This window comes from Plantactinospora sonchi, assembly GCF_036422035.1.
GTDB lineage: Bacteria > Actinomycetota > Actinomycetes > Mycobacteriales > Micromonosporaceae > Plantactinospora > Plantactinospora sonchi.
Genome location: NZ_JAZGQK010000012.1, coordinates 317,597 through 332,400, shown reverse-complemented (window position 1 = coordinate 332,400; position 14,804 = coordinate 317,597). Strand labels below are relative to the sequence as shown.

General features: G+C 71.9%; 10 protein-coding genes. 5 read left to right on the top strand and 5 right to left on the bottom strand.

Annotated features, from left to right (window positions below; genetic code table 11):
* Nucleotides 1–67 precede the first annotated feature (67 nt).
* Together V1633_RS15635 and V1633_RS15630 are read right to left on the bottom strand one after the other, a co-directional pair.
* A complete protein-coding gene (locus V1633_RS15635) occupies nt 68–1,015 on the bottom strand; it encodes a tRNA (adenine-N1)-methyltransferase (RefSeq protein ID WP_331215035.1) in 948 nt (315 codons plus the stop codon).
* Nucleotides 1,012–2,121, bottom strand: coding sequence for a site-2 protease family protein (locus tag V1633_RS15630; RefSeq protein WP_407952029.1), 1,110 nt, complete (start codon nt 2,119–2,121; stop codon nt 1,012–1,014). The genes V1633_RS15635 and V1633_RS15630 overlap by 4 nt, the downstream gene beginning before the upstream one ends.
* Nucleotides 2,122–2,337: 216 nt before the next feature.
* On the opposite strand from V1633_RS15630, the gene V1633_RS15625 reads away from it, so the two are divergent.
* From V1633_RS15625 to V1633_RS15605, 5 genes are all read left to right on the top strand, one after another.
* Nucleotides 2,338–3,345: a RecB family exonuclease gene (locus V1633_RS15625; RefSeq protein ID WP_331215034.1), complete on the top strand. Its 1,008-nt coding sequence runs from the start codon at nt 2,338–2,340 to the stop codon at nt 3,343–3,345.
* Nucleotides 3,346–3,410: 65 nt separating this feature from the next.
* Nucleotides 3,411–4,709: a sensor histidine kinase gene (locus tag V1633_RS15620; protein ID WP_331215033.1), complete on the top strand. Its 1,299-nt coding sequence runs from the start codon at nt 3,411–3,413 to the stop codon at nt 4,707–4,709.
* Between the two features lie 6 nt (nt 4,710–4,715).
* Complete coding sequence (locus tag V1633_RS15615) at nt 4,716–5,402, top strand: response regulator transcription factor (RefSeq protein ID WP_331215032.1); 687 nt, start codon at nt 4,716–4,718, stop codon at nt 5,400–5,402.
* Nucleotides 5,403–5,980: 578 nt separating this feature from the next.
* Nucleotides 5,981–6,748, top strand: a complete 768-nt coding sequence (locus V1633_RS15610) for an ABC transporter ATP-binding protein (protein WP_331215031.1) — start codon at nt 5,981–5,983, stop codon at nt 6,746–6,748.
* Nucleotides 6,748–9,300, top strand: coding sequence for an ABC transporter permease (locus tag V1633_RS15605; RefSeq protein WP_331215205.1), 2,553 nt, complete (start codon nt 6,748–6,750; stop codon nt 9,298–9,300). The genes V1633_RS15610 and V1633_RS15605 overlap by 1 nt, the downstream gene beginning before the upstream one ends.
* 93 nt (nt 9,301–9,393) lie before the next feature.
* On the opposite strand, the gene V1633_RS15600 is transcribed toward V1633_RS15605, so the two are convergent.
* The 3 genes from V1633_RS15600 to metH all read right to left on the bottom strand — a co-directional run bounded on the left by V1633_RS15600 (nt 9,394) and on the right by metH (nt 14,609).
* Nucleotides 9,394–10,047 (bottom strand): HAD family hydrolase, encoded by a 654-nt coding sequence (locus tag V1633_RS15600; protein WP_331215030.1) that lies wholly within the window; start codon nt 10,045–10,047, stop codon nt 9,394–9,396.
* 146 nt (nt 10,048–10,193) lie between these two features.
* Nucleotides 10,194–10,940 (bottom strand): neutral zinc metallopeptidase, encoded by a 747-nt coding sequence (locus V1633_RS15595; RefSeq protein WP_331215029.1) that lies wholly within the window; start codon nt 10,938–10,940, stop codon nt 10,194–10,196.
* 156 nt (nt 10,941–11,096) lie between these two features.
* On the bottom strand, nt 11,097–14,609 hold the full coding sequence (metH, locus tag V1633_RS15590; RefSeq protein ID WP_331215028.1) for a methionine synthase: 3,513 nt from the start codon (nt 14,607–14,609) through the stop codon (nt 11,097–11,099).
* Nucleotides 14,610–14,804: the final 195 nt, after the last annotated feature.

The following is a 14,804-nucleotide window of genomic DNA, read 5'->3' as shown; positions in this document are numbered from 1 at the left end:
GGCGTCATGAGCTACCACGCTGAGCCGGCCGATTCGCTCGCCACGCTCGCTCATACCACCTCCTCGCTCATTCGGCAGCGCCGCCCGGCGCCGTCTCGGCAGCCTGCCGCGCCTGCTGCCGGCGCAGCGCGTACGCCTCGGCACCCTTGCTCGGCTTGCGCCGGCGGGGCGGAGCGGTGACGCCGGGCGCGAGGCGCCGGCTGGAGACCAGGAACGCGGTGTGCGCGATCATGCGGTGGTCCGGGCGTACGGCGAGCCCGTCCGCGTGCCAGTCCCGCACCAGCGACTCCCAGGCCCGCGGCTCGGTGAACCCGCCCCGCTCGCGCAACGCCTCGACCAGCTCCGAGAGCTGAGGCGTGGTCGCGACGTAACCGATGAAGACGCCGCCGGGCAGCAACGCCCGCTCGACCAGGTCGAGCGCCTCCCACGGGGTGAGCAGGTCAAGGATGATTCGGTCGAAACCGGACTCCTGGCAGTCCGCCACGTCCCCCACGTGCAAGGTCCACGCCGGATGCGGTCCACCGAAAAATGATTCCACATTCCGGCGCGCGATTTCGGCGAAATCCTCACGTAGTTCGTACGAGTGCAGTTCTCCGTCGGGGCCGACCGCGCGGAGCAGCGAACAGGTCAGCGCGCCCGACCCGACACCGGCCTCCAGCACCTTGGCGCCGGGGAAGATGTCCCCCATCGCGACGATCTGGGCGGCGTCCTTGGGATAGATCACCTGGGCGCCACGCGGCATCGACAGTACGTAGTCGGCGAGCAGCGGCCGCAGCGCGAGGTACGCGGTCCCCCCGGTCGAGGTGACCACGCTGCCGTCCGGCAGCCCGATCAACGCGTCGTGCTCCAACGCCCCGCGGTGGGTGTGGAACGACCGGCCGGGTTCCAGCGTGATGGTGTGCATCCGCCCCTTCGGATCGGTGAGCTGCACCCGGTCCCCGGGCAGGAACGGGCCACGACGGGCCGGCGTCGGGGTGGGCCGGGCAGCGGAAACGGCGGTGGGCTGTGCGGTCACTGAGTCATCTTTCGGTTCGGCTCGAGGAGCTGCGCCAGGTCGGCGACGTGCAGTACGCCGACCACATCTTCGCCTGACGTCACGAGGTACTGCGCGCCCGGGTGGGTCTGCACCGCGTGGATCACCTGCTCGCCGGCGAGCCCGACGGGCAGACTCGGCACCCGGTCCAGCCCGTGTGCCACGGTGTCCACGGCCACCCAGGGGCGCCGCTCGACCGGTACCGCGGCCGCGGCGGTCCGGTCCACCAGCGCCACCAGCCGGCCGGACGAGTCGGCGACACCGAGCGTCGAGTCCGGCTGCCCCGCGTCGGCGCCCCGACGCTGCGCCTCGGCCAGCGGGGTGCCGGTCGGCACCCGGAAGACCGGGCGGGCCAGCCGGGACAGGTCGATGAGCGGGAAGCGCCGGCTGATCCGGGCCGCCCGGATCGCCTGACCGGCACCCTGCCAGAGGGTGACCGCCACCAGCAGGACCAGCCCCAGTCCCAACACCGGCCCGAACCCCTGGGACGGCAGCAGGCCCACCCAGGTCAGCAGGAGGACCAGGCCGGCGGTGCCGATCGCGACGAGCCGCCCCGACCAGCCGGCCACCTCGGTCGCCAGGTGCTGGTCCCGGGTGACGGCCCAGACCCCGGCCCGCAACGCCCGCCCACCGTCGAGCGGCAGCCCGGGCAGGATGTTGAAGAGCGCCACCAGCAGATTGCTCGCCGCCAACTGGAAGGCGAACTGGTTGACCAGGGTCCCGTCCGGCAGGGCCAGCGTCGCGCCCACCGCCGCCAGCCCGATGACCAGGGAGACGGCCGGCCCGGCGAGGGAGACCAGCAGATCCACCCGGGGACTCGGGGCGTCCCGGTCCATCTCGGTGTAGCCGCCGAGCAGTTCCAGGGTGATGCCCCGGACCCCGATCCCGTACCGGCGCGCGGTCAGCGCGTGTCCCAGCTCGTGCAGCAGCACCGAGCCGAGCAGCAGGACGACAAAACCGAACCCGACGAGGTAGCCGGCGAGTTGCGACAGCGCGAGCTGCTGCCGGACGACGCCGCCGTACAGCAGGGTGATCAGGGCGGCGAGCAGCAGCATGGAGGCGTTGACCTGGACGGGGACGCCGAACACCCGGCCGACGACGAGGACGTTCCGCCGGTTCGTGCCGCTACGTCGGGGTCGCGAGGGTTCCTCCACCGCTTCGATGCTACGGAACTCCCCGACCGGACCACCCGTCGGTTCGGCCCGGGTCGACGCGACCGATCGGGGTGGCTACCCAGGACCGGACGGCATCCCGGCGGTGGGTGGGCCGGGATCACGTCGTACCCGTGGCATAGCCTTCCGGACATGACGGCGGAGACGGTGACAACGCAGACGGCGACGAACCCGGAACCCCCGGGAGCGGCCCGGCCGGTCACCGCCTCGCTCTCCCCGTCCCGGGCGGCCGACTTCAAGACCTGCCCGCTGCTCTACCGCTTCCGCAGCATCGACCGGCTGCCCGAGCGCCCCAGCGCCGAGCAGGTTCGCGGCACGCTCGTGCACGCGGTCCTGGAACGGCTCTTCGACCTGCCCGCCGACCGGCGCACCCCGACCGCCGCGGCCGACCTGGTGGCGCCGGAGTGGGACCGGCTGGTGGCCGAGCAGGCGGAACTGGCGGAGTTGTTTCCCACCGGCGACCTCGCCGGTCCGACCGAGTTCCTCGCGTCCGCCCGCGAGCTGCTGAACGGCTACTTCAGCGTGGAGGACCCGCGTCGGCTGGAGCCGGCAGAGCGGGAGAGCCTGGTCTCGGCGGTGGTCGACGACCAGTTGCTGATCCGCGGCTACATCGACCGGCTGGACGTCGCGCCGGACGGCGCGCTGCGGGTGGTCGACTACAAGACCGGCGGCGCGCCCCGCGAGGCCTTCGAGGCCCGGGCGTTGTTCCAACTCAAGTTCTACGCCCTGGTGCTCTGGCGGACCCGCGGGGTGGTGCCGACGGTGCTGCGGCTGCTCTACCTCAGGGACGCGGAGATCTGTGACTACCGCCCCGACGCCGACGAACTCGTCCGGTTCGAACGGACCGTGCTGGCACTGTGGCGGGCGATCGAGCAGGCCACGGCCGCCCGGGACTTCCGCCCCAAACCGAGCCGGCTCTGCGACTGGTGCAACCACCAGGCGCACTGTCCGGCGTTCGGCGGCACTCCCCCGCCCTTCCCGGAACCGGCGACCGATGTCCCGCCGCTGACCGTCGCGCCGCCGGCCCGGGTCAGCCGGCGGACGGCCGACGGGACCTCCGGTACGGTGCCGGCCCAGCCGGTCGGGACCGCACCGGGTCAGCGCGGGTCGGACGAGCCGGAGGAGACCGTCTCCTCCTGAAGGAGGAGGTTAGCTTCGCCGTCGCCGATGACCTGTCCGGCGAAACAGCGGATACCGTCGCCAGCATGACCCGCAGCGACGCCCCGGAGGCCACGGCCGCACCCGGCCGTGGACCGGATTGGCGCCGCCGGTTCGCCCCGGACCGGTTCCGGCCCGTCGGGCGGACCCGGGTGCTGGTCCAGGATGCCCTGTTGGCGCTGGTCGCGGTCGCGGTCGAGACGGTGGTCGTGGTGGTCGATCCCGCGCAGACCATCGCCGGCTATCCGGAGCTGGCCCCGGCCGGTCGGGGCACCGCGCTCCTCTGGAGCGTGGCCTGCGCGGTCCCGCTGCTGCTGCGCCGGTCCGCGCCCTGGGCGGCGGTGCTGTTGGTGTCACCACTCCTGCTCGCCGCCGAGTTGGGCGAGGTCCGGTCGGTGACCGCCACGGTGGCGGTCGTCGCGCTGAGCTACACCACCTCGTCCCGCTTTCCGCTGCGGCAGGCGGCGCTGGCCGTGACGTTGATCTGGGCGCCGGCCGTGTTCGTCGCACTGCTCGGGCCCGCCCCGCCCGGCGGATACCTCACCCGTGGCTACGTGCTGTTCGTCCAGGTCCTGTTGGCGCTGGTCTGCTTCTTCATCGGCCGTACGGTGCACGCCCGCAGGGCCTCCATCCGGGCCCTGGAGGAGCGGGCCCGGGTCGCCGAGGAGAACCAGCGCGCCCTCGCCGACCAGGCGGTCGGCGACGAACGGCGGCGGATCGCCCGGGAACTGCACGACGTGGTGGCCCACCACGTCAGCGTGATGGGTGTGCTGGCCACCGGCGCGCGCCGGGTACTGCCCCGGGACCCGGCGGCCACCGACGGCGCGCTGGGCACCATCGAGGAGACCAGCCGGACCACGCTGCGGGAGCTGCGCCGGTTGCTGGACGTGCTGCGCACCGACGCCGAACCGGCCGCCGAACTCGCCCCGCAGCCCGGGCTCGCGGGCATCGAGGCCCTGGTCGAACAGGTCCGGGAGGCGGGTCTGCCGGTGACGCTCCGGGTGGACGGTGTCCCGGGGCCGCTGGACCCTGGTGTGGCGTTGACCATCTACCGGATCGTGCAGGAGGCGCTCACCAACGCCCTCAAGCACGCCGGGTCGGCCACCGCCCAGGTCCGGCTGAGTTTCGGGGTGTACTGGCTGATCGTCGAGGTCTCCGACACCGGCCGGGGTCCGACGCCGGAGAGCAGCCGGGTCGGGCACGGACTGGTCGGCATGCGGGAGCGGATGGCGCTCTACGGTGGGACCCTGCGTACCGGGCCGCGCCCCGGCGGCGGCTACCGGGTGTACGCCAAGATGCCGATGGAACAACTGGGTGCGCCGATCAGCGAACGAAGCGGAAAGTAGGGCGGCATGACGGACGGACAGGCCCCGGAGCGACCGGTGCGGGTCCTGCTCGCAGACGACCAGCCGCTGCTGCGGACCGGGTTCCGGATGGTGCTCGGCGCGGAGGAGGACCTGGACATCGTCGGTGAGGCCGGCGACGGGGTCGAGGCCGTCGACCTGTCCCGGCGGCTGCTGCCCGACGTGGTCCTGATGGACATCCGGATGCCCCGGATGGACGGGGTCGCGGCCACCCGGGCGATCGTCGACGCCCGACTGCCGGTCCGGGTGCTGATCCTGACCACGTTCGACCTCGACGAGTACGTCGTGGGCGCGTTGCGGGCCGGGGCGAGTGGTTTCCTCGCCAAGGACGTACCGGCCGAGGACCTGGTCACCGCCATCCGGACGGTCGCCGCCGGTGAGGCCGTGGTCGCGCCACGGATCCTCAAGCGGCTGCTGGACCGCTTCGCCGAGACACTGCCCGATCCGGCCGCCGCCCCGCCCAAGGAAATCGGTGTGCTCACCGAGCGGGAGCGGGAGGTCCTGGTCCAGGTGGCGCGGGGCCTGTCCAACGCGGAGATCGCCCGGGTCCTGTCGGTGAGCGAGACGACCATCAAGACCCACGTCGGTCACGTGCTCACCAAACTCGGTCTCCGCGACCGGGTGCAGGCGGTCGTGCTGGCGTACGAGACGGGTCTGGTCCGCCCGGGGGCGTGACCTCCCTTCCCGTTGCGGGCCCGGTCCCCGTCGGTCACCGGACAGTCCCCGACCGCCGGCCGGTACGTCGGCCCGGCGCCGCCCGGTCGGTCGGCATCCTCCGGGGAGCCGTCCCGCGTACGCCCGAAGTACGAGGGGACGTCCGCCCGGGCCGGTATCTCTCCTCCCCGTGGAGGAGTGCGAGTCGGCGTGGGTCGGATCCGAAGACCGTTCCGACGTACGACGGCGTACCGGGGTACGGCGCATACCGTGGGAAGAGAACGACGGTGTGCCGCCGAGCCGGAATTGCGACGTGGCGGCGACGCAATCGGGAACGGCAGGAAAACCGTGGCGGACGAAGCCGAAGCGGCTGCGGACAATCGAAGAAGAATGGATAATCGGGCGGAAACGGTCCGTTGACCGAACGGTATCAGTCAGGGACAACCCTGATCTGTCATCGGGGCCGACCCGCACCGGGAAATCCGCGTCGGGCTCCGCCCTCGGGTGGACGCCGCGACCACCTTCGGCACCGACGATGGATGACGCGGCCGGATCGCCACGGCCCGACCAAGCAAGATCATTGATCAGGGGGAGATGACGTGACGGCGACGGTGGCCCGAGGTGCCGCGATGGCGGCCAGAGCGGACGACGTATGGAAGGTGTACGGCAGCGGCGAGGCGCAGGTTGTCGCGCTGCGGGGAGTGAGCGTCGAATTCGAACGGGCCCGGTTCACGGCCATCATGGGACCGTCCGGTTCCGGCAAGTCCACGCTGATGCACTGCCTCGCCGGACTCGACTCCGTCACCCGGGGTACCATCCACATCGGCGACATGACGGTGACCGGGCTCGGTGACGCGGGTCTCACCAAACTCCGTCGCGACAAGGTCGGTTTCATATTCCAGCAGTTCAACCTTCTCCCGACGCTGACCGCGCAGGAGAACATTCTGCTGCCCCTTTCCATCGCCGGTCGCAAACCCGATCCCGACTGGCTGGCCACCGTCGTGGACACGGTCGGTCTCCGCGACCGGCTGAACCACCGGCCGGCGCAGCTCTCCGGCGGTCAGCAGCAGCGGGTCGCCTGTGCCCGGGCGCTCGCCTCCCGACCTGAGGTGATCTTCGCCGACGAGCCGACCGGCAACCTCGACTCCCGGTCCGGCGCCGAGGTGCTCAACTTCCTCCGCCGCTCGGTCGCCGAACACCAGCAGACCATCGTGATGGTGACCCACGACCCGGTCGCCGCCTCGTACGCCGACCGGGTCGTCTTCCTCGCCGACGGCCAGATCGTCTCCGAACTGGTCGAGCCGACCCCGGACACGGTGCTGGACACCATGAAGAAGTTGGACGGGCTCACCGAGGCGGGTCAGTGATGCTGCGCGCCACCCTGAAGAGCCTGCTCGCCCGTAAGCTCCGGCTGGTTCTCTCCGGGCTCGCCGTCGTACTCGGTGTCATGTTCGTCTCCGGTGCGTTCGTCCTCACCGACACGCTGAGCCGGTCCTTCGACGGCCTGTTCAGCGACGCGTACGCCGCGACCGACGTCGGCGTCAGCGCCAAGCCGAAGATCGACATGAGCGAGATGGAGGGCGAGCAGGTCGCGACTCCGTTCCCGGCCGCCGTCCTGGACCAGGTCCGGGCGGTGCCCGGGGTGGCCCAGGCCACCGGCAGCGCCGGCGCCGACGGCGCCCAGGTGATCGGCAGCAACGGCAAGGCCCTGACCTCCTTCGGGCCGCCGCAGATCGGATCCAACTGGAACGGGGAGAACGAACTGGTCCAGCTCCGGGCCGGTCGTGGCCCGACCGCGGACACCGAGGTGGCGGTCAACCAGACCGTGGCCACCGCGGCGAAGCTGTCCGTCGGTGACCGGGTCGCCGTGCTGACCCCGCACAAGGACAGGCAGGAGTTCACCGTCGCCGGCATCTTCGGCTACAGCGGGGACCGGGACAGCCTCGGCGGTGTCCAGGAGGTGGCCTTCACCGAGCGGGCGGCGCAGGAGGCGATGCTCGGGCAGACCGGGGTCTACACGGAGCTCACCGTCACGGCCGCCGACGGGGTCGACCCGGCGGCGCTGCGGGACCGGGTGTCGGCGGCCCTCGGCGACGGCTACGTGGTGAAGACCGGTGAACAGCTCTCCGCCGACGCGGCGGCCGGCTTCGACGCGGCACTCGGCTTCTTCAACAACATCCTGCTGGGATTCGCGGGCGTGGCGCTCTTCGTCGGCGTCTTCCTGATCCTGAACACCTTCTCGATCATCGTCGCCCAGCGCACCCGGGAGCTGGCGCTGCTGCGCGCCATCGGCGCCAGCCGCCGCCAGGTGATCAGTTCGGTGCTGACCGAGGCCACCGTCATCGGCCTGCTCGCCTCGGCCCTCGGCCTGCTCGCCGGCATCGGCGTGGGCGCCCTGCTGGCGTACGTCTTCGGACAGGTCGCCGGCGGCCTCGAACTGGCCGGGATCGGCGTACCGCCCAGCGCCGTGATCAGCTCCTTCGTCGTCGGTCTTGTGGTCACCCTCGTCGCGGCGGTGCTGCCGGCGTTGCGGGCCGCCCGGATTCCCCCGGTGGCAGCGATGCAGGACGTGGCGACACCGGACCGGCCGTTGACCAGGATCACCGTCACCGGCGCGGTGGTGTCCGCGCTCGGCGGCGCCCTGCTGCTGCTCGGGCTGACCGGCAGCACCGGCGGCGGAACGCTGTGGACGGTGCTCGGCGGGGTGCTGCTGTCGTTCATCGGGATAGCGCTGCTGACCCCGCTGATCAGCCGCCCGGTGGTCTCCGCCCTCGGTCGGCTGTTCGCCTGGTCGGTGCCGGGCAAGCTCGGCCGGCTGAACTCGGGTCGCAACCCGCGCCGCACCGCGATCACCGCTGCGGCCCTGATGGTCGGCATCGCCCTGGTCACCGGCGTGACCGTGGTCCTGGACTCGGCGAAGAGCAGCATCACCGCCCTGGCCGAGGACACCATCCAGGCCGAGCTGGTGATCTCCGGGACCCCGAGCGGTGCCCGGCTGCCGAGCTTCGACGCGGCGGTGCTCGACCGGGCCGCCGACGTACCCGGCGTGGCGATGGTCGCCGGAATGTACGTCGACCAGGCACAGGTCGGTCAGGAGCGCAGTTGGATCACGGCGACCAACGACGTCGCCGCGCTGCGGGAGATCTTCCGGGCCACCCCGACCGCCGGCAGCATCGACTCGCTCGGTCCGCAGCAGCTGTTGGTCGACTCGGGTACGGCCAAGGAGCAGGGGTTGTCGGTGGGTGCCACGGTGCCGGTACAGCTGTCCCGCGGCGAGGCGCGGACGTACACGGTGACCGGTATCTACGCCGAGTCCCAGCTGTTGAACGGGTTCCTGCTGCCGGCCTCGGCCGCGGTCGACTTCGGGTCGCCGAAGCCGACGCAGGCGTACCTGAAGCTCGATCCGGGTGCCTCGGTCGACCAGGTGATGCCGCAGGTCGAGACCCTGCTCGCGGACAGTCCCACGGTGTCGGTCGCCGACCGGGCCGATTTCATCGAGCAGCAGGCCGGCCAGCTCGACCAGGTGCTCACGATGATCCAGATCCTGCTCGCGTTGGCGATCCTGATCGCCGTCCTCGGGATCGTGAACACGCTGGCGCTGTCGGTGCTGGAGCGGACCCGCGAGCTGGGGCTGCTGCGGGCCATCGGGCTGCGCCGGGCGCAGACCATGCGGATGATCATCGTGGAGGCGGTGGTGATCTCGGTCTTCGGCGCCCTGCTCGGCCTGGCCGTCGGCACCAGCCTCGGCGCGGCGGTGGTCCGGGCCCTGCGTGAGGACGGCATCACCGACCTGGTGCTGCCGTGGTCGCGGATGGCTGTCCTGCTCGGCCTGGCGGCCGTGGTCGGGGTGGTCGCGGCGGTCCTGCCGGCGATCCGCGCCGCGCGACTGAACGTGCTCGGTGCCATCGCGCACGAATAGCCCGCCCGTGGCTTGGGGGTAGCCACGGGTTGGTGCGGGGCGGTGTCCGGACGGACACCGCCCCGCTGCCGGACGGGCCGGACCGGGCTCAGCTCAGCGGGGCAGGTCGAGCGGGGCGAGCAGTCCGCCGAGCAGCTCCAGGTCCACCCCGGTCAGCGTCTCCAGCAGGTGTACGCCGTCGACCGGGTCGATCGGCACCACACTCGGCACCGCCAGCACGCTGGCCCCCGCGGCAAGTGCACTGGCCACCCCGGTCGGTGAGTCCTCGATCGCCACACATCGGTTGATCGGCACGTCCAGCAGCCGTGCCGCGGTCAGGTACGGGACCGGGTCCGGCTTGGTCGCCGTCACCTCGTCGCCGCAGACGATCACGTCGAAGGTGTCCCGACCCAGGGTGTTCAACGCCACCTCGACCAGGCTGCGGGCGGTCGAGGTGACCAGCGCGGTCGGGATCGGCACCGCACGTACCGCCTGCACCAGGGCCAACGCGCCGGGACGCCACCGCAGTTCGGTGAGGAACAGCTCCGCCACCCGGCGCTCCAGCCAGGCGGTACTGTCCGCCGGGTCCCGCCACGGCTGTGCCAGGTCGGTGTGCAGGATCTCCATCGACACCGCCATGCTGGTCCCGACCATGGCGAGCCGGGCGGGCTCCGAGAGGGTCCCCCCGTAGTGCGCGGCGAGTTCCTGCAGCCCGGTGTCCCAGAGCCGCTCGCTGTCCACCAGGGTGCCGTCCATGTCGAAGAGCACGGCGGCGGGGTGCTGGCCGTTCAGGATGCCTCCCGGGCGCGGGTACGGGTCACGTCCCGATCCTGCCAACCTCGCCGGACGCACGGCCTGCGGCGACGTCGAACTGTGGCGGACGCCTCAGTCGGTCCCCGGCCGGGATCGGCACGTCAGCCGAGGTCGCAGGCGCCCAGCCCGCTCTGGTAGCCGCCGAAGAAGGCGCTGGTGCGCTGCTCCACGGTGCCGTGCGCGTCCTCGGCGAACCAGGGCTGGTTCGGGTCGTCGGCGACCGCCCGCAGCCCGGCCAGCAGTTCGTCGATGTCGCCCTCCTCCACGGCGAGCACCTGGCCGCGTTCCGAGTCACCGATGTACGCGCCGGCCATGCAGTCGGCCTGCAACTCGTGTTGGATGGTGTACTCGTGCCGGACCCCGAGACGGGCCTGGATGGCGTGCGCGTACTCGTGACCGAGCAGGTAGTACAGGAACGCGTCACCGATCTGCTGGAACGCCACCACCGCCCAGTTGATGTCGTACGCGATGAAGTCGCCGACCGAGCAGTAGACCGCGTTGTTCGTCGGCAGGGCCTGGCCCCCGCACTCGATCTCACCCGCCCGCCGGTACGCGCTGATCTGACTGACCCGCTGGAACCGCTCCCCCGCCTCGCGGAACTCCCCGGCCCAGTACAGTTCGGCGACCCGGACCGCGGTCTTCATGTCCTGCTCGAAGTCGTCGACGTTCATCGGTCGGTCCGCCCCGGCCTGCTCGGAGCCGCTGGTCGGCGTCGGGGTCGCCGGGCCGTCCGGTGGCGACGGCTCCTGCCCGTCACGTGGTCCGACAAAACAGGCACCCGCGACCACCGCCGTGACGGTCAGAGCCAGCAGCCGCCAGAACCGGTCGGTACGACGAAACGGACGCATCACGGCCTCCCACGGGATCGAGCAACCAGCACACCGTCCCATGGTGCCGAGCCCGTCAAAACACCGGGCCGACCGCCCGGTGCCGGACCGGGCGACCGTCCTCTCCGGACGGTCCGGGGCCACCGGGGCCGCCCGGGCGCGCGGTGGGCCGGACGGCTACCGGGCGTTGAAGTAGCCCGCCTCCGGATGGTGTACCACGATCGCGTCGGTGGCCTGCTCCGGCGTCAGCTGGAACTCCTCGGAGAGCCGCACCCCGATCCGCTCCGCGTCCAGCAGCGCCACCAACCTGGCCCGGTCCGCCAGGTCCGGGCAGGCCGGATAACCGAACGCGTACCGGCAGCCCCGGTAGTCGGTACGGAGCAGGCCGGCCAGGTCCGGCGGATCCCCGTCGCCGACCGTACCGCCGCCGGGCAGCACCAGCTCGGACCGGATCCGCCGGTGCCAGTACTCGGCGAGCGCCTCGGTCAGCTGCACCGACAGGCCGTGCACCTCCAGGTAGTCGCGGTAGGAGTCGCCGGCGAACAACGCCGCCGTGTAGTCGCTGACCGGTTGCCCGACGGTGACCAGTTGCAGCGCGACCACGTCCGGCGGCCCGCCCCGGGGCCGGAAGAAGTCGGCCAGGCAGAGTCGACGTCCCTGACGCTGTCGGGGAAAACCGAACCGGGCCAGCTCGGTGGCGCCGTCGGGATCCAGCACCACCAGGTCGTTGCCCTCGGAGCAGGCCGGGAAGTAACCGTAGACCACCGCCGCCTCCAGCACCCGGTCGGCGGCGAGCCGGTCCAGCCAGTACCGCAGCCGGGGCCGGCCCTCGGTCTCCACCAGTTCCTCGTACGTCGGCCCCGAACCGCCCCGCGACCCGCGCAGCCCCCACTGGCCCAGGAACGTGGCCCGCTCGTCGAGCAGCGCCGCGTACTCGGCCAACGGGATGCCCCGGACCACCCGGGTGCCGAAGAACGGCGGCGTCGGCACGGCCACGTCCACCGCCACGTCCGAGCGGACCGACGCGTCGGTGAGGTCGGGCAACTCCTCGGCGACGGCGGCGCGGCGACGTTCCCGGCGCGCCCGCCGGGCCGCCAACGCCGACTCCCGCTCGGCGTCCACCACCGGGGTACCGCCCCGCCGCGCCGCCATCAGCCGGTCCATCAGGGCCAGCCCCTCGAACGCGTCCCGCGCGTAGTGCACCTCTCCGGCGTACCCGGCACGCAGGTCGTCCTCGACGTACCCCCTGGTCAACGCCGCACCGCCGAGCAGCACCGGCCACCGGTCGGCAACCCCGCGGGCCGCCATCTCGGCGAGGTTCTCCTTCATCACCACAGTGCTCTTCACCAACAGACCGGACATCCCGATCGCGTCCGCGTCGTGTTCCTCCGCCGCCGCCAGGATGGCGCCGATCGGCTGCTTGATGCCGATGTTGACGACCTCGTAGCCGTTGTTGGAGAGGATGATGTCGACCAGGTTCTTGCCGATGTCGTGCACGTCGCCCCGGACCGTGGCGAGCACGATCCGCCCCTTGCCGCCGTCGGAGGCCTTCTCGATGTGCGGTTCGAGCCGGGCCACCGCGGCCTTCATCACCTCCGCCGACTGCAGCACGAACGGCAACTGCATCCGGCCGGCGCCGAAGAGTTCACCGACCACCCGCATCCCGTCCAGCAGCAACTCGTTGATGATCGACAGGGCGGACCGGGTGGTCAGCGCGGCGTCCAGGTCGGCCTCCAGGCCACCCGCCTCGCCGTCGACGATCCGGCGCTTCAGCCGCTCGTCCAGCGGCAGCGCGGCCAGTTCCTCCGCCCGGCCGGCCCGGGACGCGGCGGCGTCGACACCCTCGAACAGTTCGATGAACCGCCGTACCGGGTCGTGGCCGTCCCGGCGCCGGTCGTGGACCACGTCGAGCGCGGCCTCCCGCTGCTCGTCCGGGATCCGGGAGTTCGGCAGGATCCTGCTCGCGTGCACGATCGCGCCGGTCAGCCCGGCCTCGACACACTCGTGCAGGAAGACCGAGTTGAGCACCTGCCGGGCGGCCGGGTTCAGACCGAACGAGACGTTGGAGACGCCCAGGATGGAGTTGACCCCGGGATAGCGCCGGTTGATCTCCCGGATCGCCTCGATCGTCTCGATTCCGTCCCGCCGGGTCTCGTCCTGGCCGGTGGCGATCGGAAACGTCAGGCAGTCCACCAGGATGTCCGCCCGGTCCAGCCCCCACCGGCCGGTCAGGTCGTCGATGAGTCGGGCGGCGACCCGTACCTTCCACTCGGCCGTCCGGGCCTGGCCCTCCTCGTCGATGGTCAGCGCCACCACCGCGGCGCCGTGCTCGGCGACCAGCGGCATCACCCGGGCGTACCGGGACCCGGGGCCGTCGCCGTCCTCGAAGTTGACCGAGTTGACCACACAGCGCCCGCCGAGCAGCTGCAGCCCCGCCTCGAGTACCGCCGGCTCGGTCGAGTCCAGCACGACCGGCAGGGTGGAGGCGGTGGCGAACCGGCCAGCGACCTCCCGCATGTCCCGTACGCCGTCCCGCCCGACGTAGTCGACGCAGAGGTCGAGCAGGTGTGAGCCGTCCCGGGCCTGCTCACGGGCCAGTTCGACGCAGGTCTGCCAGTCCCCGGCCAGCATCGCCTCCCGGAACACCCGGGAGCCGTTGGCGTTGGTCCGCTCCCCCACCAGCAGGACGGTGCCGTCCTGGGCGAACGGGACCGGGTGGTAGAGGCTGGACGCGCCGGGTTCCGGCGCCGGTGACCGGGTCGGCGGCGCGACGTCCCGCAACCGCCGCACCACCGTCCGGATGTGCTCCGGTGTCGTACCGCAGCATCCGCCGACCAGCGCGACACCGTAGTCGACGACGAACCGCCGCAACGCGTCCGCCAGCTCGTCCGGGGTCAGCGGGTAGCGGGCCCCGTCGGCGGTCAGTTCCGGCAGTCCGGCGTTCGGCATCACCGACAGCGGCACCCGGGCGTGCCGGGACAGGTACCGCAGGTGTTCGGTCATCTCCGCCGGCCCGATCGCGCAGTTCAGCCCGATCAGGTCGATGCCGAGCGGCTCCAACGCGGTCAACGCGGCGCCGATCTCACTGCCGAGCAGCATGGTGCCGGTCGTCTCGACGGTCACCTGGCAGATCAGCGGCACCGTCCGACCGGCGTCGGCCGCCGCGCGCCGGGCGCCTACCACCGCGGCCCGGACCTGGAGCAGGTCCTGGCAGGTCTCGACGACCAGTCCGTCGACACCGCCGGCGAGCAGGCCGGCGACGTTGCGCTGGTACGCGTCGCGCAGTTCCCGGTACGTCACGTGGCCCAGCGTCGGCAGTTTGGTGCCCGGCCCGATCGCGCCGAGCACGTACCTCGGCCGTTCCGGGGTACCCGCCGCGTCGGCGGCCTGCCGGGCCAGCCGCGCCCCGGCCTCGGCCAGCTCGGCGATGCGGTGCTCCAGGCCGTACTCGCGCAGGGCGGAGAGGTTGGTGCCGAAGGTGTTGCTCTCCACACAGTCGGCACCGGCGGCCAGGTAGTCGTCGTGCACCGCGCGGACCACGTCGGGGCGGGTGACGTTGAGGATCTCGTTGCAGCCCTCGTGGCCCTCGAAGTCGTCCAGGGTGAGGTCGGCGGCCTGCAACATCGTGCCCATCGCCCCGTCGGCGACCAGAACCCGCTGCGCGAGCGCCTCGAGTAACGGAATCGGCACCCTTCCAGGCTAGTGCGGACCAGCTCCTGTCACTGGGAGTAGGCACACCGTTCCACAAGCTCCCCGGTGTAGCGCTATCGTCGGTTATGTCCAGGAAATTGGTGGTCCTGCCAGCCGTCATCCCACCCGTACCACCCCGGACGGGTCGACAGCCGGCGCGGCCGGCGGGCCGTGTCCGAGTCCGAGACGTAGGCT